The sequence below is a fragment of the Pseudidiomarina aestuarii genome, from assembly GCF_048263735.1.
In the GTDB taxonomy this organism is placed as follows: domain Bacteria; phylum Pseudomonadota; class Gammaproteobacteria; order Enterobacterales; family Alteromonadaceae; genus Pseudidiomarina; species Pseudidiomarina aestuarii_B.
Genome location: NZ_JBLXDX010000001.1, coordinates 105,554 through 127,674, shown reverse-complemented (window position 1 = coordinate 127,674; position 22,121 = coordinate 105,554). Strand labels below are relative to the sequence as shown.

Below are 22,121 nucleotides of genomic sequence, written 5' to 3'. Positions count from 1 at the left end.
GCTTGCCATTTCCGAGAACGAAACGTTTTTAGTGAATTTGGCTAAATATTAGTGTATTTCATTACCGACAGGCGTCAAACTGTTTTTCTCCTGACTGGCCAAAAACTCAATAAAACAGGCGATTAGGAGCATTTTTTAAAAGTTGGCATGGGTTCTGCATATTAAACCGTGACAGTGACCAAAACCACTTTTTAAAATTTTTGAGGATGATAATTATGGGTATCTTTACACGTTTTACAGATATCGTGAATTCCAACATCAATGCATTATTGGATAAGGCTGAAGATCCGGAAAAAATGGTTCGCCTGATCATCCAAGAAATGGAAGACACACTCGTTGAAGTTCGCTCTACATCAGCGCGCTTGATTGCCGAGAAAAAAGACACTGAGCGTCAAGCCGGTCGACTCGCACAAGAAGTTGCAGAATGGGAAGCGAAAGCTGAACTCGCATTGAGTAAAGATCGTGATGATCTGGCTCGGTTAGCGTTGGTTGAGAAGCAAAAAGCGACAGACCAACAAGGTAGTTTAAATGCGGATATTGCGCGCATCGATGAGCACTTACAGCGCCTGGGTGATGAAGTTGGGCAATTGCAAGAGAAGCTAGCCGATGCGAAAGCGCGCCAGAAGAGTATTATTATGCGTCAACGCTCTGCAAGCACGCGCCTTGAAGTGAAGAAGCGTATTGATAGCAGCAAAATTGATGATGCGATGCACAAGTTTGAGCGCTATGAAGCTAAAATTGATGATATCGAATCGCAAGTAGACTCTTATGACCTGGGCAAGAAAACTTTGCGCGATGAGTTTGCTGAATTGGAAAGCGCAGATAAAATTAATGATGAACTGGAAGCTTTACGGGCCCGCATGAAAAAAGATAGCGGTAAGAAAAGCGACTAATTAGAACGAAAAGGACCGACTCATGAACGTGTTTGAAATGGTAACTATTCCACTGATTATCTTTATGATATTCGTGGCGCCGATATGGATCATCATGCATTACCGGGCACAGCGTAAAATCAATCAAGGGTTAAATCAGGACGAGGTGGCCCAGTTGCAAGAGTTGGCGCGTCAAGGCGAGCGGATGCGCGAAAGAATCCACACTTTAGAAGCGATTCTTGATGCTGAGTCGCCAAAATGGAGGGAACGGATATGAGTACCCCAACAGCAAAACGTGAACTATTACGTGACAAAAAGAATGGCAAAATTGCGGGGATTTGTGCAGGTATTGCCAACTACTTCGGCTGGGAAGTTTGGTTAGTCCGAATCGTCGTGGTTACCTCGTTTATTTTCGGCCAAGGGTTTACGCTCATTTTATATATTGCAGCTTGGTTTATTTTGGATGAAAAGCCAAAGAGCGCCAATACTGATGGGCATGAACCGGTCGAACTGAAAACGAAAGTTTGGCAAGCCGGTGCGCCACCGCATGGTGCATTCCGCGAAATCAGCGGAGACTACAATGACTTGGAATCACGTTTGCAAAGTATGGAAACGTACGTGACCTCCAATGCTTACAAGCTAGATCGTGAACTGAATCGGTTATAACTGATTCACTGATGCAGCTAACACGATTAAAAAAGCTCCAACAACAAGGCCGCGATCTCCTCGATCGCGGCCTTGATCGTCATATACGGCTCGGTGTAACGGGTCTCAGCGGTGCCGGTAAAACGGCGTTAATCACCAGTTTGATCGATCAACTGAGTCACTCTGCTGCCTACCCGCAACGGTTGCCACGGTGGTCACTTGCTGCGCAGCGACGCATCGTGGATGTTAAGTTCGCGGCACAGCCCGATTGGTCCATTGCTCGCTTTGATTATGAGGGGGCACTGCACGCGTTGCGCACCGACCCACCGAAGTGGCCGGAAAGTACGACCGGATTAAGCGAATTGCGATTGGAATTGACCATCGCTCGCGACGGTGGCTGGAAACAAGCGGCGTGGCCAACACAGAAGCTCGTTATCGACTTATTCGATTATCCGGGCGAGTGGCTGTTGGACCTGCCGCTACTCGACATGACGTTCAAGGACTGGTCCGCAGCACAACTAAAATTGCTGAACGAACCTAGTCGAGAGCCTACCGCAAAAGCTTGGCTGAAAACGACGGCGAGTCTTACCGACCACGCAACCACAACGGATCTGGACGCGGTTTTGCGCGCTGCCAGTGCTGGTTATCGTGATTTACTGAAGCGCCTGCGGTATGACGTTGGCGTATTTTGGTCGCAGCCCGGACGGATGTTGTTGCCAGGTTCTCTTGAGGGGGCGCCAATTCTCGACTTTTTCCCGTGGGCAGGCCGCTTTAATGACGATTCCAGCACCATTACACAAGCTTTAGAACAGCGGTTTGAGCGCTACAAAACGGAAGTCGTCACACCCTTTTATCGGGATTACTTTTGTCGGTTTAATCGGCAAATTGTGTTGGTGGATATTCTTGGCGCGATGCAACGAGGACCGGTTGCTTTTGCTGATTTGCAATTGGCCTTGCACGCGTTACTGCCGGTGTTTCACTATGGCCGTAATAGTTGGTGGCAGCGATTGTGGCGTCCGCGTATTGAACGCGTTGCCTTTGTCGCAACCAAGGCCGACTCGCTGACATTGTCACAACAACGAACCGTATTGGAATGGTTACAAGCGCTCGTCGGTTCAGCGGTTGCCGAAGTTGACTCTGCAGTACACCAATTACAACAAGTGGTGGCGGCAGTGAAAGCCACAGAATACGGACATCTAGCTGATGGTCGTGAAGTCCTGCGGGGTTCTATTGATGGAACGCAACGCGCGTTTCATGTTGATTATCTACCAGCCATTGGCACCGAATTGGATGCCCCCATTGCTTTACCAAAGTTGGACCCACCACATGCGAATGAACCGGGGCCAGTACCACATCTGCGCATTGATCAACTGCTTGAGTTTTTATTGGGAGATTTAGCATGACGGAATCCTCGAAACGCCCGCAAGTTCAGTATTACGAGGCCGATGATTTTGTCGCACCGGAGCCGTCGCCCGCAGTGGAGTTGACCGATACGTTACCGTCGCGGTTCGTCGAACAGCCGCGCCAGCGTCGTTGGCGTGGGTGGCTAGTGCTAGGGAAGGGTGTGATTGGTCTGTTATTGGTAGTTGAAGCCGTGCTATTTATTCTGGCGAGCTGGCGTGAGTCATGGCTGCTGGGTGCTCTATGGTCTCTGGCTCTCAGTATTGTGGTAATCATAGCAGGTGGTTGGTTGGTGCGTGAATGGTGGTTACTGCGCAAATTGCGCAAACGTTGGCAGCAACGCGACGCTAATCAGCAGCGACCAGAGTCATTCCGTCCAGAGCAACTATTGCCACAATTAGGACACCCAGACTTGTATGCTCATTGGGCGCAATTTGATCGACAAGGATTACAGCAGGAAGAGCAGTTACAACTGTTTGAGCAGCAGGTGCTGCATAAGGTTGATCAGCAGGCGGAACGTATTATTTCCGATCATGCCCTGCAGAGTGCATTGTTGGTCGCTGTCAGTCCTATTGCCTTGGTCGATGCGGGAGCCATGTTGTGGCGGAATCAACGTATGGTCACAGCTATTGCGAAATGCTACGGCTTGGAAATGGGGTATTGGAGTCGTATGCGGCTGTGGCGCCAGTTATTCGTGAACATCGTAGGTATTGGCGTGACGGAAGTGGCCATCGATTTATCAACCTCATGGCTCGATGCCAGTGTTGCGAGCAAGCTATCCGCACGCGCTGGCCAAGGCGTTGCTGCAGGTCTGCTGACAGCGCGACTTGGGCTGCAGGCTCAACAGTTATGCCGACCACTGATATTTCAATACACTCAAGCGCCGCGATTGAGCGTTATCCGCAAACACATGATGCAAAGACTAATGCATCAAGTTCCGCAATTTTGGCGTTCTGCAGTGGCAGCGAAGCAGCCCGTTTCGGTCGCTTCCTCACAGGTGGAAAAATAACGTTACACCTTTGTGTGCAGCTGACCTACTGGAGATAGTTGCGTTCAAACGAGAGCAGATGCACTCTGATAGCAGATGATAACAAGGATATTCTGCTGCTATGCGCTCAAACGATAATAATAACAAGCGTTGGCAACCCGCAACGGTGACTATTCACGGTGGTAAGAAACGTGATGAGCACGGTGCGCTGGTGTCGCCTCTCTATCAAACCGCCACTTTTGCGTTCGAAAATACTGCGCAAGGTTCGGCGCGCTTCGCTGGTGAAGAAGCAGGGTATATCTACTCTCGGCTTGGCAATCCTACCGTTACGGAATTAGAGCATCGCGTTGCTGCTTTAGAGGGCTACCCAGCAGCAGCTGCTTGCGCCACCGGCATGGGTGCGGTTTCCGCATCGATGCTCGCATTTTTACAGCAGGGCGATCATGTGGTGATTTCAGATGCTATCTATGGTTGTAGTTTCGCTTTATTTTCGCACCTGTTTACTCGGTTTGGTATCGACGTCACTTTTGTCGACATGAGTACGCCGGACCAAGTGCGCTCAGCCATGCGTCCAGAAACGCAGGTCGTCTTTTTAGAATCGCCGGTGAATCCGCATTTGCGCGTGGTCGATATTGCAATGGTCAGTGCCATAGCGCACGAGTTTGATGCGCGGGTCATTGTCGACAACACCTTTATGACGCCTCTATTGCAACAACCGATTCAGCAAGGTGCTGATCTGGTTTTGCATAGCGCGACTAAATATTTAAACGGCCATGGTGATGTGGTCGCGGGTATTGTTTGCGGTTCCGCAGAGGATATCGAATTGATTAAGCTGACTACGTTGAAAGACATGGGTGCGACGATGAGTCCACATGATGCGTGGTTGATTCTGCGCGGTCTGAAAACGCTGGATGTACGAATGGAACGCCATTGTCGTAATGCCGCAGAAGTTGCGGAGTATCTGCAGCAGCAACCACTCGTTCGTGAAGTGTATTATCCGGGCTTCCCGACACATCCGGCGCAACGTTTAATGGGAACTCAGATGCATGGCGCTGGCGCTGTGATTGCATTTGAGTTGCATGGCGATATCGACAGCGCACGGCAGCTGTTGGATGAACTTGAGCTGATTACCATAGCGGTAAGCTTAGGTGATGCAGAGACGCTGATTCAGCATCCGGCGTCGATGACACATTCGCCGTATACCCCTGAAGCGCGAGCCGCAGCGGGTATCACGGATACGCTGATACGGATTTCAGTGGGCTTAGAGGCCGTCGGTGACATTATTGCCGATTTGGAACAAGCCTTTGCAACGATTGCGAGCCAACATAAACACACACAACCTCAAGCAATATACGGGTGATTGGGTATGGGTAAACAAAGTAAGTACGTGTCACGTCAACCTGATGAAAATGGAATCATCCATTGGTCAGATGAAGATAATGCAGTATGGCGCGATTTAGTTGACCGACAGCTGAAACATATTCCGGGCAAGGCTTGTGATGAATATATGCACGGCCTTGAGTTACTGGATTTACCACGTGATCGTGTGCCGCAATTGCACGAAGTCAACGCTGTGTTGCAAGAAACCACCGGTTGGCAGGTTGCTCAGGTGCCGGCGTTGATTCCGTTTGATGAATTCTTCCGACTCTTGGCGAACAAAGAGTTTCCAGTGGCCACATTTATCCGTACACGTGAAGAATTTGACTACTTGCAAGAGCCAGACATTTTCCACGAAATTTTCGGACATTGTCCACTGCTGACTAATCCAGCTTTTGCTCATTTTACCCATCAATACGGTAAATTAGGTCTCAACGCCACGCCGAAAGAGCGCGTCTATTTGGCACGACTCTATTGGTTCACAGTAGAATTTGGTTTGTTGAAAACGGCTGAAGGCCTGCGCATTTATGGCGGTGGTATCTTGTCGTCGCCTGGTGAAACGGATTACTCGCTCTACAGTGACAAACCAGAGCGTCTGCCGCTGAAGCCGCTGGACGCGTTGCGCACGCCGTATCGTATCGATATTATGCAGCCGCTGTATTACACCATTGAATCGACCGACCAATTATTTGAAATAGCGGACCTTGATATCATGGCATTGGTGCATGAGGCGATGGAATTAGGGTTATTTGAGCCTAAGTTCCCGCCGAAAGAGAAGCTTGCTGCCAATCAATAATGTCATAACGCACAGAACTTGAAGTAGAGAAGGAAACGAGATGTCAGAGTTACAACAACAGAAGTGTGAAGCCTGTAATGCAGATGCACCGCAGGTTACAGATGAAGAACTAGCCAGTTTAATGCGTGAGATCCCTGATTGGACTCCGGTAGTTCGAGATGGCGTGATGCAACTGGAACGTGAGTTTAAGTTTAAAAACTTTAAACTTGCGCTAGCCTTCACCAATCGCGTTGGTGAGATTGCTGAAGCTGAGTTTCATCATCCAACACTCACCACAGAGTGGGGCAAGGTAACCGTCACCTGGTGGACCCATGCGATTCATGGTTTACACAAAAATGATTTCATTATGGCGGCCCGTACTGACGCGGTGTTAGCTGACAGCTAAACAACTGTTTGCGGTCCCTAGTAGAAAATAAACGCCCAATGCGAGTGATCGCATTGGGCGTTGTTGTGTATACTAATGTTTACAGTTAACGATTCACAGGCCTACGGTGAACTATGCGTTTAGAGATAACTTGTGATGACCGCCTTGGCATCGCGCAGGACGTGCTCGAAATATTGCGTGACCATGAAATTGATTTGCGCGGTATCGAAGTCGATCCTAAAGGAAAGATTTTCCTCAATTTCCCTGAATTGGAATTTGAAGACTTCCAACATCTCATGCCAGAAATTAGACGCATACCCAACGTCAAAGATGTCAAAACCGTGGCCTTTATGCCATCTGAGCGCGAACACTTCGAATACAGTCTGCTCCTCTCCAAATTACCAGACCCGGTGTTGTCGGTGGATACGCGTGGGGTCATCGACATTGCGAATGACGCTGCAGAGCTGCTGTTAAATGAGCAAGGGCAGCGGTTGTCTGGTCAACAGATTAGTCACTATCTGACCGGTTTTTCAATTCAACGTTGGCTCGATAAGCAACCCCGCGAAGCAACTGTGCAGCAGGTCATTATTGGCGGTGCTAAATATTTTGCTGATGTATTACCGATTTGGATCCATGATGACAACGGCAAGAACAATTTCGCTGGCGCCGTGATTACCTGCAAACCACAGCCGCTTTCAGGTGCGTGGCAGCGCGGTGGTAACGAAGAGGCGTTCAGTCAACTCATTGGTGACCATGCCAGCATGAAACGGGTACTACGAGAAGCCGCCCGGATGGCTGAACTCAATGTGCCACTGCTGATTCAAGGGGAAACTGGAGTCGGTAAAGAGTTACTGGCGCGCGCTTGTCATCAAGCCAGTCGGCGCGCGCAACAGCCATTCTTAGCCATCAATTGTGTAGCACTGCCAGACAATGTCGCAGAGAGTGAGTTATTTGGTCATGGTAAAGGTAGTGTCGGGCCATACACCGAAGCGAAGAAGGGTATCTTTGAACAAGCCCACGGCGGTACCGTGTTGTTGGATGCCGTCAGCGAGATGTCGAATGGCCTGCAAGCCAAGTTATTGCGTTTTATTCAAGATGGTCGCTTTCGCCGTATTGGTGAGGAGCAAGAGGTGCGGGTGGATGTTCGCATTATTTGCTCAACCCAAGGTGAGCTTGCTGATCGGGTCAATGCTGGAACCTTCCGCGAAGATTTGTTCTACCGCCTGAACGTGCTGACACTGAACGTTCCACCGTTGCGTGAACGTCGCAGTGATATCCAAGTGCTGGTTGATCACTTTACGGTGCAAGCGTGTCAGCAGCTTGGTCGGAGCTTGGTGGCATTAACTCGACCCGCACGGGAACGACTGCAGGACTTCCACTGGCCGGGGAATGTTCGTCAACTCGAGAATGTGTTGTTTCGTGCCATATCTATGCTCGAGGGCGACACTTTAGGCGCTGAGCAATTACAACTACCACAACCGAGCGCACTACCCGAGAATGTTGATCTCGACTTGGATGCAGATACGCTGGATGAGGCCGTTAAAAAGTTTGAGAGTGCAGTGTTACGGCGGCTCTACCCGAGTTATCCAAGTACACGATTACTGGCTCGGAAGCTGGGGTTGTCGCACACTGCGGTGGCGAATAAATTGCGCGATTACGGCATTGGAAAACAGCGCAAACGTAAGCCTACCGACGCCTAATAAAGACCCTTAGTGATCAGTTGTAGCGGAAACGATACAGCCAACAGCTCAAAATGGGCAGCTGGCAGCAAAAGTTGACAAGAGTTTGCGATAACAGGCATTAAATGAACAGCTGTAATGATATATTTACAAAACGAATGAACACTCCACCTTAGTCTTTTTACGCCTAAAACTGGTCAATTTCCGTGATGTAACGCTTAATGGTAGCACTACATAATCGTTTATTGGCCCACTTCCGCGGCCGTTGTTTGCAAGGGAGCTACAATCATGACTGACAAAAACTATAATCCACTCCAAACTGATGGTTTCGAATTCGTTGAGTACACAGCTCCGAATGCCGAGGGCATCGCTGCATTGAAAGATTTGTTCGACAAGCTTGGTTTTACTGAAGTTGCGAAACACAAACGCAAAGAAGCTTGGTTGTTTAAGCAAAACGATATTCACTTTGTCATTAACGCTGAACCAGGTGGTCAGGCAGAAGCGTTTGCAAAAGATCACGGTCCAAGTGTCTGTGGTATGGCATGGCGCGTGAAGGATGCTCAGCACGCCTTCGCTCACGCTGTTGAAAATGGTGCGAAACCTTTCCAACGCGACGTGGCGGCTGGCGAAGCTGATTTCCCAGCAGTCTATGGTATTGGTGAGAGCGTATTGGCGTTTGTCGACAACTACCAGGGCCTAGAAGTGTATAAGCAAGACTTTGACTTCTATCCAGATTGGGAAGCGAAGATGAAAGATCATGCGGCAGGCCTCTATGAGGTTGACCACCTGACCCATAACGTATTCCGTGGCAACATGGATACATGGGCTGGTTTTTATGAGCGCATTGGTAACTTCCGCGAAATTCGGTACTTCGATATTGAAGGTAAGTTAACTGGCTTATTGAGCCGCGCAATGACTGCACCTTGCGGCAAAATTCGTATCCCAATTAACGAATCACATGATGACAAGTCGCAAATTGAAGAATATCTGCGCGAATACAAAGGCGAAGGTATTCAGCATATTGCCCTGACCTCAGATAATATTTATCAGACGGTGCGTGACCTCCGCAGCATCGGTATGAACTTTATGCCGACCCCTGATACCTATTACGCGAAAGTTGATGAGCGTGTTGAAGGGCATGAGGAGAGTCTTGAGGACCTGCGTGACCTACAGATTCTGATTGACGGCGCGCCAATGAAAGACGGCATCTTACTGCAAATCTTTACTAAAACAGTGATTGGCCCAGTATTCTTTGAAATTATCCAACGCAAAGGCAACGAAGGCTTTGGTGAGGGTAACTTCAAGGCTTTATTTGAGTCGATTGAAGAAGATCAAATTCGTCGTGGAGTGTTAAGCGATGCGTAAATGGATCAGTTTTCCGAAACAAGTTGGCGTGACCTCGAAGCAGGCGCACGCTGATTTGCCGGAGCAGGCGATCTATGAACGTGAAGTTGGGCGTAGCGGTTTCTTTGGCCCAGCGACGCATTTCCATCATCGTCATGCGCCAACGGGTTGGAGTGAGTGGACGGGTGATTTGCGGCCACGTAACTTTGACTTTAACAAGTTGGATAATGTATCGACCGATTCGCCGTGGCAAGTGCCCATGTTATTGCACAATGCCCACTGTAAGTTCCGGATCTGGCATTGCCAGCAGAACATGCCGTTTCTGGTGCGTAATGCCGATGGTGACGAGTTATTGTTCGTGCATGAGGGCCGCGGTGAGTTGTTCTGTGACTACGGTCACATAACGCTTGAGAAAGGCGATTACTTCAGCATTCCACGTTCCACTTCATGGCGCTTAGAGCCTATTGAGCCGATGCAACTGGTGATGATTGAAGCCACCAATGGTAGCTATCAATTGCCTGAGAAAGGTTTGGTCGGTAACCATGCGATCTTCGATCCTGCCTGTCTTGAAGTCCCTGATATTGATGATGCATTCAAAGCTCAGTACGACGAGAATGAATGGCAAGTTCAAGTCAAACGACATGGCAAAGTATCGGTGATCACCTATCCGTACAATCCACTCGATGCAGTGGGTTGGCATGGCGACTTAGCGCCTGTGCGGGTGAACTGGCGCGATTTCAGACCGTTAATGAGTCATCGCTATCATCTACCGCCGTCAGCGCATACCACTTTTGTAGCTGAGCGTTTTGTGGTGTGTACGTTTGTGCCGCGGCCGATCGAATCCGATCCCGGCGCACTGCGAGTGCCGTTCTACCACAACAACGATGACTATGATGAAGTGTTGTTCTACCACGAAGGTGATTTCTTCAGCCGCGATAATATCGACAAGGGTATGGTGACCTTCCATCCGGCAGGCTTCACCCATGGACCTCATCCAAAAGCGTTCCAAGCTGGACGTGAATACAAGAAGAAGTTTACCGATGAAGTAGCGGTGATGCTGGATTGTCGGGATGCCTTACAGATGGGGGACGTTTGTGCCTCGGTCGAAAATCCCGACTATGTATACAGCTGGAAGCCGAAAACCGAATCCGATAAATAAGGAGATTTATGAAATTCGCAACTTACCGTGATGGTTCTCGTGACGGCCAACTCATGCTAGTGAGCCGTGATCTTCAGCACGCAATTGCGGTGCCAGCGTTGGCTGCAACTTTGCAGGAAGTCTTGGATGATTGGGACGGTATTGCTCCTCAGCTAGAAACGGTTTACGCCGCATTAAATGCCGGTGAACTGGGTGATGCGCAACCGTTTGATGAGTCGCTGTGTGAATCACCTTTGCCGCGTGCCTATCAATGGGCCGACGGCAGTGCCTATGTGAATCACGTTGAACTCGTGCGCAAGGCTCGGAATGCTGAAATGCCGGAGAGCTTTTGGACGGATCCGTTGATGTACCAGGGTGGGTCTGATGACTTTCTGGGACCGAAAGACCCGATCGAAATGGCGGATACCAGTTGGGGTATCGATTTTGAAGGTGAGATCGCAGTGATTACTGACGATGTCCCCATGGGCGTATCGGCAAGCCAAGCGGGCAACTACATTCGGTTGTTGATGCTGGTGAATGATGTGTCGTTGCGCGGTTTGATTCCCAACGAATTGGGTAAAGGCTTCGGCTTTTTCCAATCCAAGCCATCATCGGCGTTTTCGCCGGTTGCCGTGACACCCGACGAGCTTGGTACCGCATGGCGCGATAACAAAGTTCATTTACCGTTATTAAGCCACTACAACGGTGAAGCTTTCGGTAAACCCAACGCTGGACAAGATATGACGTTTGATTTTGGACAGTTGGTTGCGCATGCAGCGAAAACCCGTCATCTCAGCGCTGGGGCAATAATTGGTTCTGGAACTGTATCGAATAAACAAGGGACCGAGCACGGAAGTGCGATCAAAGAGGGCGGAGTAGGCTATAGTTGTATTGCTGAAGTCCGAATGATCGAAACCATTCGTGACGGTAAACCGAGTACTGGTTTTATGCAGTTTGGCGATACCATCCGCATTGAAATGTTGGACGCGAACGCGAACAGCATCTTTGGAGCGATTGACCAAACGGTGATTCAGTACCAAAACCCTGATTAAACGATCCGACGGAGCGAGACATGGAACTGTATGGCTACTGGCGTTCAAGCGCCAGTTACCGCGCGCGCATCGCTTTAAATTTTAAGCGTCTTGATTACAACTACATTCCAGTTCACTTGTTGAAAGAGGGCGGTCAGCAACATAAGACCGCCTATCGACAACTCAACCCCAATGGACTGGTCCCTACGTTAGTCGATGGCCCGGTGGTAATTCATCAATCGTTAGCGATTATGGAATATCTCGAAGAGAAATATCCGGGTCCTGCATTATTGCCGGGTAAAGCAGCGAAGCGTGCTGCGATTCGCGCACTTGCATTGGATCTAGCAGCTGAGTTGCAACCACTGATCAACCTGCGGGTGCAGCAATATTTGAGTCAAGAACTCAGTGTCACCGATGCACAGAAAAAAGCGTGGCTCGACCATTGGTTCCAACAGTCGTTCTCGGCTTTCGAGCAGAGTTTGCATGAAACCAGTGGTGAGTTTTGTGTCGGTGACGAGTTTTCCTTGGCGGATGTCTGCTTAGTGCCACAGCTCTATAGTGCCGAGCGATTTGGCATCGATGTGAGCGCGTATCCCTATTTGACCCGAATTGGTAAACGGTTACTCGAATTACCATGGGTTGAGGCTGCGCACCCGAACCTGCAGTCTGACGCAGAAGCCTGATTATCTCTCGCAAACACGAAACGCCCGGCTCGCATGTTGTCGGGCGTTTTGCTTTAATGCGTGAAGACTAATTAAAAAGCCTCATCAGAAAGGAAGGATCAACTATGAAAACCAAGTTAGCGGTGGCGATAGCCGCGGCCTTGTTGACAGCCTCGTGTGCAAGCACCCAATCGTACGCACAAAACGAAACGACTGAGCGTCCTGCGGTTGTGCAAACGGCTGCTAATTCGCAAGCAACGGCTGATAGCGTGCTCACGCTCAATCAAATCATGGCCGATCAGGAGTGGGTTGCTCGTTCGCCCAGCAACGCTTATTGGATGGCAGATGGCAGCGGCGTGATCTATCAGCAACAGCGCGAGAACAGTGAACTCAATGATTGGTATCATTTGGCATTAGAAAATCCTTCTGAAGCACACACCATACCACTGGATCGTTTGCATCGTTATGCGCACAACGACGGTGTTTATAACGTGGACCGTTCATTGTTGGCGTATACCTTTGAAGGAAATATCTTCGTGCGGGAGATGGCGACCGGACAGATTCGTCAACTAACGCGTGATGAGGCGAGACAATCCCAGCTTCTATTTATGACCGATGGTCGGGTTGCGTATCGGCAGGGGAATGACTTCTTTGCAGTAGATACCGCGTCAGGTTTAACGGAGCAGTTAGCGAGTCTCGAGACGCGCGATGCCCCTAAGGCCAATGAAGAACCGAAAGATTTCATTGCGCGCGAACAACTTGAATTGATTGAGTTTGTGCAAAATGAACGCAAAATTCGCGCGGATCGGTTCAACCAGCAAGAAGAACTTCGGGCGGCGAATGAATCACTCGCACCGCAACCGTTTTATCTCGGAACCAATAAACAAATTGTTGCTGCCAGCTTATCGCCTGCCGGTGACAAATTGATTGTCGCGGTTTCAGCGCCAAATTCATGGCGCGATGATGGTGACATCATGCCGAATTACATTGGCGAAGACGGCCGCGTTAAAGCGGAAAATGTTCGTCGCCGAGTGGCTGATGCGAAGCCTGTTGAACACCAATTGATGATGTTGGACCTGGAGTCGGGCGAGCAGACCACGTTGACCTACAATACGTTGCCTGGTTGGGATGAAGATGTATTGGCAGACGTTAAACGAGAAAATCATGAAGCCCAAGGTAAAACTTACACGAGTGAGAAGAAGCCACGTGCGATTACCTTAATGCAAGATTGGGGTTGGCAGAGCGGTGCGGTTCGTTGGAATTCTGAGGGTACCGAAGCAGTTGTCATGCTCGAAGCTTGGGATAACAAAGATCGCTGGATCGCCTCGTTGGATTTCGCCGGTAAGCAATTGGTGAATCAACACCGTCTTCACGATGAAGCTTGGATTAACTATACCCATAACGAATTCGGTTTCGTAACCGGTACTCAAGACACCATTTGGTATCAGTCTGAGGAAGATGGTTATGCGCATTTATACGCCAAGACGTTAGATGGCGAGGCACGACAGTTAACGTCGGGTCAGTATGTAACTGAAGACCCGCAATTGAGCGCTGATGGGCAACACATCTACTTCAGTGCAAACGAGCCACATCCGGGTAACTACGAGATTTATCGAGTTGCTGTGGCAGATGGCGAGTTAGAACAACTGACTGAATTGGGCGGCATTAATAATTATGAGTTAAGCCCAGCAGAAGATCAGCTGTTGATTACCCACTCCAATGCACTGAACCCGCCTGAGCTCTATGTTCAAGCAATTGGCACTGATACTGCGGAACGGTTAACGTTCACCGCTACCGACACCTATTTGAGTTTTCCGTGGTCAGCACCGGAAATTGTCCCGATTGATTCGAGTCATGTTGACCATCCGATCTATACACGCGTTTACTACCCGGACGACTACGATGCGGATCGCGCAGAAAAATATCCAGCAGTCGTCTTTATTCATGGTGCTGGTTATCTGCAAAACGCGCATAGCGGCTGGTCAAATTACCAACGTGAATTCATGTTCCACACCTTCTTAACGCAACAAGGCTATGTGGTTCTAGATTTAGATTATCGAGGATCTAAAGGCTATGGACGTGACTGGCGTACTGCCATTTACCGTCAAATGGGCACTCCTGAAGTGGAAGATTTGATTGATGTGGTGAATTGGGCGGGTGTGAATGCCAATGTGGATACTGACCGAGTAGGTACTTACGGTGGTTCTTATGGTGGCTTCCTGACCTTCATGGCGTTATTCAAAGAGCCGGGCCTATTCAAAGCGGGCGCTGCATTGCGTCCAGTATCAGATTGGGCACATTACAATACCGGCTACACGTCGAATATCTTGAATCTGCCCGATGATGATCCTATTGCCTACCGTCGTAGTTCACCGTTGTACTTTACGGAAGGACTGGAAGATGCGCTACTGATTAATTCACCGATGGTGGATGACAATGTTTTCTTCCAAGACAGCGTGCGTGTGGTTCAACGCCTCATCGAACACGAGAAAGAGGACTTTGAAACGGCTATCTATCCGGTCGAGCCACATGGCTTCCGTCAACCATCGAGCTGGCTGGACGAATATCGCCGAATCTACAAGCTGTTCGAAGAAAACCTGAAGTGATTGGTGAACAGGGAACTGTGAACAGGGAACAGATGAAACCCTAAGACCAACAAAAAAGCCCCGAGAGGGGCTTTTTATTGCGTACTTGATTTTACTATTCACAGTTCACTATTTACTTTTCACTAGGCACTGTTCGCTGTAAGTTAGCACTTTGTCATCTCTGACGTCACGACCTTGCGAGCTTGGCTTAAACTGCTCGTGCGTTCATCGCGCACCAACGGTTTTCTTTCACCGCTTGCAACGGGCAATGGCTGGAATGCTTCCGTACGTGCAACCGCGCTGGCTTTAGCCATAGGTGCGGTCGTAAACTTCACCTTAGCTTCAGTGGCAGTGGCTGCTACTTGCGATTTCTTTGCACGGGCCTTTGGTGCCGTCTTGGTTTTCTTTTCAGCTTTGTCGGCTTTCTCTGCCTTCGCTGTTTTCACCGGCTGTGCTTCCACTGCTGCAGGTTCAGGCACTGTTTCTGGCTCTGCTTCGACTTTAGCCTCTGGCTTGGTCTCAGCAGGAGCCTCTTCGACAACTGGCTCAGCAGTTTTTGGTTCAACAGCTTTTGACTCAGACGCAACAGCAGGCTCTGACTTGGTCTCAGTCACTGCTTCTTCAGGTTGCGTTGCTGGAGCTTCCGCAACATCAGTAGCCGTCTCAATAGAAACTGGTGCTGATTCTTCGGTCGCTGTTGATTCAGCCGCTGCTGGCGTCTCCGCATCATCTTTGGCCGCTGTATTTTCTGTAGCTTCCGTCGCAGTTTCAGCCTCGGCTTCAGCTTTTCGACGTTGGCCAGCAGCACGTTGATGACGTGGAGAACGACGGCTACGATTTTTCTGTGGCTTGTCTTCGGCTTGCTCGGTCGCTGCATTGGCTTGCTTCGACTCGACTGCATCAGTTTCAGATGCCTGATCCTGTGCTTTCACTGCAGTCTCTGCCGGTTCTGGCCCTGCTGCAGGTTGAACGGCTGGGGCGGCTGATTCAGATGCTTCTGGTACCGGCTTATTATCGGTACTACCAGTTGTGTCTGTTACAGTGCCGCTGGCCGCTGCCGATAGTTCAGTGCCTTGACGGACTGAACGTTCCAATTTGCGACGTTGTCGACGCGGCTTAGGCGTTGACGGTTTCGACTCTGCTTTCGCTTCTGTTTTGGTTTCAGCTTTTGCTTCAGTCGCTGCTTCAACAGCTTCAGCAGCTTTTGGTGTCGTCGCTTTGTCATCAGCGTTGGTTTGCCGATTACGATTGCGATTCCGTCCGCCCCGACGCGAATTGCCACGCTCGTTACGCTCGTCTTTCGAGGTATCTTTGTTGGTATCCGCTGCTGGAGTTGCCGCTGAAGTGCTCTCATCATCGCGATTGGTGCGTTGACGATTGTTGTTACGGCGACGATTATTTCCGCGACCATTCCCACGACGCTGGTTCGGTCGACGATTGTTCGACTCTTGCTCGCGTTGCTGCTGCTTTTTCTTGGTTTCTTCTTCAGAGTCACCAAATAAACCTGCTAACCAGCTGCCCAGACGGCTGAATAGCGAAGGCGTAGTTGCGGTTGGTGTTGCAACAGGTGCAGCTGGGGTTGGTGCTGGTGCAGGCGGCGCCTGCAAACCTTTCAAGGCTGGCTCTTCAAAACTTGGCTTGTCTTTATTCAACACAATTTCAGTACGTGCTTCTTCAGCATTCTCGATGAGCGTAAAGCTGTTCGCTTCATCCGCTTCATCTTGGCGTAAACGACGTACGTCGAAATGTGGTGTTTCAAGGTGAGGGTTTGGAATTACGAGAACCGATACTTTGTGGCGTTTTTCAATATCGAAAATAGACTGGCGCTTTTCATTCAATAAGTACGTAGCAACCGTGACCGGCACCTGTGCTTGAATTTGAATGGTGTTGTCTTTCAGTGCTTCTTCTTCGATTAGACGCAGAATAGACAGCGCTAATGACTCGGCAGAACGAATCGTACCGTGACCGCTACAACGCGGGCACACGTGATTCGACGCTTCACCTAAAGATGGGCGTAAGCGTTGACGTGACATTTCTAACAAACCGAAACGTGAGATACGCGTTACTTGAACACGAGCGCGGTCGTGTTTCAGACTATCGCGGAGTCGGTTTTCAACTTCACGCTGATGGCGAACGGGTGTCATATCAATGAAGTCGATGACGACCAAACCGCCGACGTCACGTAAGCGCAACTGGCGAGCAATCTCTTCTGCCGCTTCCATGTTGGTTTGTAGCGCGGTTTCTTCAATATCGCCGCCTTTGGTGGCGCGGGCTGAGTTGATATCGATAGAAGTCAATGCTTCCGTTGGATCGATCACAATAGAGCCACCAGAAGGTAATCGCACTTCACGTTGGAACGCGGATTCAATTTGGCTTTCAATCTGGTAGTGATTAAACAAAGGCACATCGCCTTGATACATCTTCACTTTGTTCACGAAGTCCGGACGAATCAGACGGACATGGTCACGAACTTGGTCAAATATTTCGGTTTTATCAATCAGTACCTCGCCAATGTCGCGACGTAAATAGTCACGAATAGCGCGGAATACAACATTGCTTTCTTGATGAATCAAAAATGGAGCAGGGCGTGATTGTGCAGCTTGTTCGATAGCCGCCCAATGATGCTTCAGTACGTTCAAATCCCATTCTAATTCTTCGGTCGATTTGCCAACGCCCGCGGTACGCACAATCAACCCCATTTCGTCAGGGATATTGAGCGCGTCGAGAGTTTCTTTTAATTCGGTCCGTTCATCACCTTCGATGCGTCGTGAAATACCACCTGCACGCGGGTTGTTTGGCATTAACACCAAGTAGCTACCAGCGAGTGAAATAAAGGTAGTTAACGCAGCGCCTTTTTGGCCGCGTTCTTCTTTATCGATTTGGACGATGACTTCTTGGCCTTCCTTGATCACTTCCTTGATATTAGGGCGACCGGAAAAGCTATAACCAGAGGGGAAATACGTTTTAGCGATTTCTTTGAGAGGTAAAAAGCCGTGGCGCTCTGCACCATAATCAACGAACGCAGCCTCTAAGCTGGGCTCGATACGGGTAATTTTACCTTTATAGATATTGGATTTTTTCTGTTCATGACCTGGCGATTCAATATCGAGGTCATATAGACGTTGTCCGTCAACGAGCGCAACCCGCAATTCTTCTTGCTGGGTCGCATTAATGAGCATTCTTTTCATAGTTGTGACTCTTCACATACTTAGCCACAACACGGCACGAAAGGCTTACAGCCGTCGCGATTTCGAGTTCAAATTGTAGTGTGCCATAGCGCTCTCACAGCGTGTACTGACGCCCCCCGTCGTAATGGCTTTGCGACGTGAGGTTGCAATTGGTTACCAAGCCGAAATGCACTTGTAAACGAAACTTTCGTACCATGCCGTAGCGATGGTTTAAAACGTGATTTGATTAATAAAGGCGGGTTCGCGTACTCGTTGCGACCATCTTCGCAGATGTTTATCCGTGCCGTCGAAATCTCGCTGATGGGGGCTATTGGCCCGCATTTGTGCGTATTCCGAGGTGGAAGTGTCGTTCGCTGTCACCACTCAGACCGCTCAAATCACTCGTAAATTCTTTGTCTCTACCGCTCTCTGTTGTGTCGGTGCGGATTTTTCCGACACAGGATTATCCCACGAATAGCCCTCACATGACAAGATACAATATTGTCAAGACTGTTGGCGTCAGAATTTCTACGATACACTTCATTTACAAATAACAAACAAAGGTACGGGTTCATGCGTAAATTTTTCATCGGAGCAGCTGTCATTGGGGTGGCAGCTGTTGCCGGATATCAGTGGTTGGGTACAGATTCCAGTATCGACTCGAAGTTAACGACAGCACTGAGCGCGGTGCCGAGTGACACTGCTGTGCTATCAGCCTATTTAGAACCGATCGATATGGTCGCATACATGCGTCAGGTGGGCGGTTTAACACCCGAACTGCTGGAGCAGTTGCAAAGCGACTTTACTGAGCTGATGAATAGCCTCTCGGAACATGAAAATTCGGAACAGGGCGCTGATGCTGAATCGACTGCGAACATCAATCGTCTGAAGTTTTTGTTTGCTTATGCCAACGCTATGCTCGAGGTCATTAGTGGTGATGTATCGCTCGAGGAACAGATGGGTTACGCGCAAAATACGCGTGTTCTTTCGTATATGGTGGGTATTGCTCCAGTTATTCGTTGGGAGACCGCCGATAGCGCCCGTGTTGTTACCTTCATCGAGAGCCTTGAAAATGAATACAGTGTGACGCCAGACATCCTGACAGTAGCCGGTGAAACTGTGCGTTCCTATGCCATCGATACCGGCAGCGAACAGCAGTGGTCGGTGTGGTTGAGCACAAATAATGACTGGACGACATTGAGCGTGCATTCCTCCGCAACACCAACTGTTGATCATGCGTTGCTGATCGGTGCCGAAGCCGCGCCTGAAAATGTGATTGCGGATGGCAGTTTTGACGCTATCCGTGAGCGTTATGCCTTGGAGTACGACAGCGTTGGCTGGATGCTATCGGAAGTGCTGACAGATGCGTTAAGTGATCGTCAATCGAATCGACTCGGTCGTGATTTGCGCACGATTTTCCCAGAAGCCTTTGCTGAACCCGAGCTCAGTCAATGGACTGATGCCGCGTGTCAGGCTGACTTGCAAACCATTAGTGAGCGTTTCCCAGGTTTCTTCTCGGATATGCAAGTAACAAGCGTTGATGCAGACAACATGCGTATCGATGCGCGCATGGTTCTACCTGTTGTGCATGAAAATACTGTTGGTGCGCTACAGAAGCTACGCGGTGTCGTGCCAAACTTCATGCAACGTACATTGGATGACGTCACTATTGCTATGGCACTGGGTATCGATGCGAGTCAACTCGGGCCAGTGGCAAGTGATCTGTGGAATGCGACAGCTCAAGCGGACTTTTCCTGTGCGCCGTTGGTTGAACTGCAAGTCAGCATGCAACAGCAGCCTATTGGTGGTGCTTTTGCCATGACCAACATGGCAAATGGCCTGCTCGGATTACAAGTTCTGGTCAACGATATCGATGTGAATGGCCTGACTCAGGGCGATTTTTCCGGTCAACAAGTGGTGGTCAGCACCTCTTTGAATGACGTCGCATCGTTTTACAGCGTGCTGCAAGCTTCATTCCCACCGTTGGCAGGCGTTAATTTGCCAGCAATAGGGGACACGATTGATATTTCCCCAGTGATGGCGATGGGTATCGGCGTCTCTATTAGCGCTAATATGTCACGCGGTGAACATCAGTTAACCATCGCGACCATGGATGCTGTTGCGCAGCAATATCGAGAGCAACTGAACCAAACGTCAATCGAAGAGCGCGGCTTGTTAGCCGTGAGTGTGGATAACGGTAAGATCAGCGAGCTGATCGAGGCCCAATTCACTGCACAGGGGCAACCCGTCCCAGAGGAGCTGCAGTCGTTTATGGGACAGAATACCGTGTCCTCGTTGACATTGGACCTGAGTTTGCGTGGACTTGAATTCGTATATTCTGCTGAGACGTCGAATTAATCTTTTCTAATCAAACCGCCGAAAAATCTGCGGCAGTGGGCGTCAGTTTCATGATAAACTGACGCCCATGCAAGATACCCAATCCACAAATCAAGGCGTCAGTTGGCAAACCGTTGAAGCGGATTATGCTGACCAGCGCATCGACAACTATTTGCTCGCGCAATTAAAAGGGGTGCCCAAGTCATTGGTGTACCGAATTTTGCGTAAGGGCGAAGTGCGCGTAAACAAAAAACGAGTGAAACCCGAATATCGGTTACAAGCCGGCGATTTAATTCGAATTCCACCGGTTCGTGTGGCGGATCAAAATCCATTACCCAGTGCCAATTTAAGCAGCGTGCAAGCCCTCGACCAGCAGGTGCTCTATGAGGACGATATTCTCATCGTCTTGAACAAGCCTGCAGGTATGGCAGTGCATGGTGGTTCTGGGCTGCAATTTGGATTGATTGAGAGCTTACGCGCGTTGCGTCCACAAGCAAAACACTTGGAACTCGTGCATCGTTTGGATCGCGAGACCAGTGGCTGTATCTTGATCTCTAAACGGCGCTCGGCACTTCGTCATTTGCATGAACAGTTACGCAATAAAACCATGGACAAGCAATACGTGGCCTTGGTGCGGGGGCAGTGGCAAGATCATGTGAAATTAGTGGCTGCACCTCTATTAAAGAATACGCTGAAGTCCGGGGAACGAGTAGTTCGTGTCGACGCAGAAGGAAAGCCATCTGAAACCAAGTTTCGTGTAGTTGAGCGATTCGAGGATTGCAGTTTAGTCGAAGCGTCGCCGTTGACGGGGCGAACGCACCAAATTCGCGTACATGCGCTGCATGCCGGACATCCATTGGCACAAGATCCCAAGTATGGTGATGAAGGGTTCAACCAGCAAATGCGTGAACGCGGCTTACAACGGTTGTTTCTTCACGCCAAAAGTTTACGCTTCGAACATCCACAGTCGGGCGACATGATTCAGGTGGTTGCGCCGCTGGAACCTTCATTGCTGCAGGTATTAAAAAGTTTACGCCGATGAATTTGCAACTGACGACTCCCTTAATTATTTTCGATTGGGACGGCACCGTCATGGATTCGGTGGGCCGCATTGTCTCTTCGATGCAACTGACCGCGCGCGATCTAGATTTGCCCATTCCAACTGCGCTGGCGGTGCGGGATATTATCGGCATTAGTTTAATGCCAGCCATTGATCGTCTGTTTGGTACGTTGTCAAAGAGTCAGTTAGAACGCTTTTTTGCGGTCTATCGGCACTATTACATTGATGCGGACCAAACCCCGTCTCCGGTGTTTCCGCATGCTGAAACTGTTCTCCAACAGTTGCACACGCAAGGTTTTCAATTAGCAGTCGCGACGGGCAAAGCTCGCCATGGTCTGGAGCGCGTCTGGGCGGAGACTGGACTTGATGTTTGGTTCCATTATTCGCGGTGTGCCGATGAAGCCGAGTCGAAACCTCATCCGAAAATGTTACATGACTTATTAAATGAAAGCGGCTTTCAAGCTGAGCAAGCCATTATGATTGGCGATTCCGTGCATGACTTACGGATGGCAGCCAATGCGGGCATGGCAGCCATTGGTGTGACTTTTGGTGCGCATCCGCGGGAACGGCTCCAAGCAGAAACGGCACTGTGTTTAGTCGATTCGTGGACCGAATTACAGTCAGTCTTGACTCAATATAATCCGTCTTTGACTCATCAGGTTGTAGGTTCCTAGT

18 protein-coding genes are annotated in these 22,121 nt (G+C 49.6%); 17 read left to right on the top strand and 1 reads right to left on the bottom strand.

Annotation, left to right across the window (positions count from 1 at the left end; genetic code table 11):
- Positions 1 to 215 precede the first annotated feature (215 nt).
- From pspA to ACN0S4_RS00515, 14 genes are all read left to right on the top strand, one after another.
- Positions 216 to 893, top strand: a complete 678-nt coding sequence (gene pspA / locus ACN0S4_RS00580; protein ID WP_417655813.1) for a phage shock protein PspA — start codon at positions 216 to 218, stop codon at positions 891 to 893.
- 22 nt (positions 894 to 915) lie between these two features.
- Complete coding sequence (pspB, locus tag ACN0S4_RS00575) at positions 916 to 1,149, top strand: envelope stress response membrane protein PspB (RefSeq protein WP_417655812.1); 234 nt, start codon at positions 916 to 918, stop codon at positions 1,147 to 1,149.
- Positions 1,146 to 1,538 carry an envelope stress response membrane protein PspC gene (gene pspC / locus ACN0S4_RS00570; protein WP_417655811.1) on the top strand — a complete coding sequence of 131 codons (393 nt, stop codon included), beginning with the start codon at positions 1,146 to 1,148 and terminating at the stop codon, positions 1,536 to 1,538. The genes pspB and pspC overlap by 4 nt, the downstream gene beginning before the upstream one ends.
- An 11-nt stretch (positions 1,539 to 1,549) precedes the next feature.
- The gene (locus tag ACN0S4_RS00565; protein WP_417655810.1) at positions 1,550 to 2,920 is read left to right on the top strand and encodes a YcjX family protein; all 1,371 of its coding nucleotides are present in this window, start codon (positions 1,550 to 1,552) and stop codon (positions 2,918 to 2,920) included.
- Positions 2,917 to 3,927: a TIGR01620 family protein gene (locus ACN0S4_RS00560; RefSeq protein WP_417655809.1), complete on the top strand. Its 1,011-nt coding sequence runs from the start codon at positions 2,917 to 2,919 to the stop codon at positions 3,925 to 3,927. The genes ACN0S4_RS00565 and ACN0S4_RS00560 overlap by 4 nt, the downstream gene beginning before the upstream one ends.
- Positions 3,928 to 4,027: 100 nt before the next feature.
- Positions 4,028 to 5,266, top strand: coding sequence for a methionine gamma-lyase (gene megL / locus ACN0S4_RS00555; RefSeq protein WP_417655808.1), 1,239 nt, complete (start codon positions 4,028 to 4,030; stop codon positions 5,264 to 5,266).
- A gap of 6 nt (positions 5,267 to 5,272) precedes the next feature.
- On the top strand, positions 5,273 to 6,079 hold the full coding sequence (gene phhA / locus ACN0S4_RS00550) for a phenylalanine 4-monooxygenase (RefSeq protein ID WP_417655807.1): 807 nt from the start codon (positions 5,273 to 5,275) through the stop codon (positions 6,077 to 6,079).
- Positions 6,080 to 6,119: 40 nt separating this feature from the next.
- A complete protein-coding gene (locus tag ACN0S4_RS00545) occupies positions 6,120 to 6,464 on the top strand; it encodes a 4a-hydroxytetrahydrobiopterin dehydratase (protein ID WP_417655806.1) in 345 nt (114 codons plus the stop codon).
- 113 nt (positions 6,465 to 6,577) lie between these two features.
- On the top strand, positions 6,578 to 8,143 hold the full coding sequence (tyrR, locus tag ACN0S4_RS00540) for a transcriptional regulator TyrR (protein WP_417655805.1): 1,566 nt from the start codon (positions 6,578 to 6,580) through the stop codon (positions 8,141 to 8,143).
- 267 nt (positions 8,144 to 8,410) lie between these two features.
- Positions 8,411 to 9,487 (top strand): 4-hydroxyphenylpyruvate dioxygenase, encoded by a 1,077-nt coding sequence (hppD, locus tag ACN0S4_RS00535; protein WP_417655804.1) that lies wholly within the window; start codon positions 8,411 to 8,413, stop codon positions 9,485 to 9,487.
- A complete protein-coding gene (locus tag ACN0S4_RS00530) occupies positions 9,480 to 10,625 on the top strand; it encodes a homogentisate 1,2-dioxygenase (RefSeq protein ID WP_417655803.1) in 1,146 nt (381 codons plus the stop codon). The genes hppD and ACN0S4_RS00530 overlap by 8 nt, the downstream gene beginning before the upstream one ends.
- 8 nt (positions 10,626 to 10,633) lie before the next feature.
- Entirely contained in the window at positions 10,634 to 11,656 is a 1,023-nt protein-coding gene (locus ACN0S4_RS00525; protein WP_417655802.1) for a fumarylacetoacetate hydrolase family protein, read from the top strand.
- Between the two features lie 20 nt (positions 11,657 to 11,676).
- Entirely contained in the window at positions 11,677 to 12,318 is a 642-nt protein-coding gene (maiA, locus tag ACN0S4_RS00520; RefSeq protein ID WP_417655801.1) for a maleylacetoacetate isomerase, read from the top strand.
- 104 nt (positions 12,319 to 12,422) lie between these two features.
- Complete coding sequence (locus tag ACN0S4_RS00515) at positions 12,423 to 14,903, top strand: S9 family peptidase (protein ID WP_417655800.1); 2,481 nt, start codon at positions 12,423 to 12,425, stop codon at positions 14,901 to 14,903.
- A gap of 143 nt (positions 14,904 to 15,046) precedes the next feature.
- Here ACN0S4_RS00515 and rne read toward each other — a convergent pair whose 3' ends face one another.
- Entirely contained in the window at positions 15,047 to 18,070 is a 3,024-nt protein-coding gene (rne, locus tag ACN0S4_RS00510; RefSeq protein ID WP_417655799.1) for a ribonuclease E, read from the bottom strand.
- A 552-nt stretch (positions 18,071 to 18,622) separates the two neighbouring features.
- Here rne and ACN0S4_RS00505 point away from each other — a divergent pair.
- From ACN0S4_RS00505 to ACN0S4_RS00495, 3 genes are all read left to right on the top strand, one after another.
- Positions 18,623 to 20,407, top strand: a complete 1,785-nt coding sequence (locus ACN0S4_RS00505; RefSeq protein ID WP_417655798.1) for a hypothetical protein — start codon at positions 18,623 to 18,625, stop codon at positions 20,405 to 20,407.
- Between the two features lie 67 nt (positions 20,408 to 20,474).
- Positions 20,475 to 21,428: a 23S rRNA pseudouridine(955/2504/2580) synthase RluC gene (gene rluC, locus ACN0S4_RS00500; RefSeq protein WP_417655797.1), complete on the top strand. Its 954-nt coding sequence runs from the start codon at positions 20,475 to 20,477 to the stop codon at positions 21,426 to 21,428.
- A complete protein-coding gene (locus ACN0S4_RS00495) occupies positions 21,425 to 22,120 on the top strand; it encodes an HAD family hydrolase (protein WP_417655796.1) in 696 nt (231 codons plus the stop codon). The genes rluC and ACN0S4_RS00495 overlap by 4 nt, the downstream gene beginning before the upstream one ends.
- The last annotated feature ends 1 nt before the right edge of the window (position 22,121 follow it).

What these genes read in the sequence shown, in the direction of transcription:
- pspA (WP_417655813.1), top strand. Translation starts at nt 216, where the DNA reads ATGGGTATCTTTACACGTTTTACAGATATCGTGAATTCCAACATCAAT.
- pspB (WP_417655812.1), top strand. Translation starts at nt 916, where the DNA reads ATGAACGTGTTTGAAATGGTAACTATTCCACTGATTATCTTTATGATA.
- pspC (WP_417655811.1), top strand. Translation starts at nt 1,146, where the DNA reads ATGAGTACCCCAACAGCAAAACGTGAACTATTACGTGACAAAAAGAAT.
- ACN0S4_RS00565 (WP_417655810.1), top strand. Translation starts at nt 1,550, where the DNA reads ATGCAGCTAACACGATTAAAAAAGCTCCAACAACAAGGCCGCGATCTC.
- ACN0S4_RS00560 (WP_417655809.1), top strand. Translation starts at nt 2,917, where the DNA reads ATGACGGAATCCTCGAAACGCCCGCAAGTTCAGTATTACGAGGCCGAT.
- megL (WP_417655808.1), top strand. Translation starts at nt 4,028, where the DNA reads ATGCGCTCAAACGATAATAATAACAAGCGTTGGCAACCCGCAACGGTG.
- phhA (WP_417655807.1), top strand. Translation starts at nt 5,273, where the DNA reads ATGGGTAAACAAAGTAAGTACGTGTCACGTCAACCTGATGAAAATGGA.
- ACN0S4_RS00545 (WP_417655806.1), top strand. Translation starts at nt 6,120, where the DNA reads ATGTCAGAGTTACAACAACAGAAGTGTGAAGCCTGTAATGCAGATGCA.
- tyrR (WP_417655805.1), top strand. Translation starts at nt 6,578, where the DNA reads ATGCGTTTAGAGATAACTTGTGATGACCGCCTTGGCATCGCGCAGGAC.
- hppD (WP_417655804.1), top strand. Translation starts at nt 8,411, where the DNA reads ATGACTGACAAAAACTATAATCCACTCCAAACTGATGGTTTCGAATTC.
- ACN0S4_RS00530 (WP_417655803.1), top strand. Translation starts at nt 9,480, where the DNA reads ATGCGTAAATGGATCAGTTTTCCGAAACAAGTTGGCGTGACCTCGAAG.
- ACN0S4_RS00525 (WP_417655802.1), top strand. Translation starts at nt 10,634, where the DNA reads ATGAAATTCGCAACTTACCGTGATGGTTCTCGTGACGGCCAACTCATG.
- maiA (WP_417655801.1), top strand. Translation starts at nt 11,677, where the DNA reads ATGGAACTGTATGGCTACTGGCGTTCAAGCGCCAGTTACCGCGCGCGC.
- ACN0S4_RS00515 (WP_417655800.1), top strand. Translation starts at nt 12,423, where the DNA reads ATGAAAACCAAGTTAGCGGTGGCGATAGCCGCGGCCTTGTTGACAGCC.
- rne (WP_417655799.1), bottom strand. Translation starts at nt 18,070, where the DNA reads ATGAAAAGAATGCTCATTAATGCGACCCAGCAAGAAGAATTGCGGGTT.
- ACN0S4_RS00505 (WP_417655798.1), top strand. Translation starts at nt 18,623, where the DNA reads ATGCGTAAATTTTTCATCGGAGCAGCTGTCATTGGGGTGGCAGCTGTT.
- rluC (WP_417655797.1), top strand. Translation starts at nt 20,475, where the DNA reads ATGCAAGATACCCAATCCACAAATCAAGGCGTCAGTTGGCAAACCGTT.
- ACN0S4_RS00495 (WP_417655796.1), top strand. Translation starts at nt 21,425, where the DNA reads ATGAATTTGCAACTGACGACTCCCTTAATTATTTTCGATTGGGACGGC.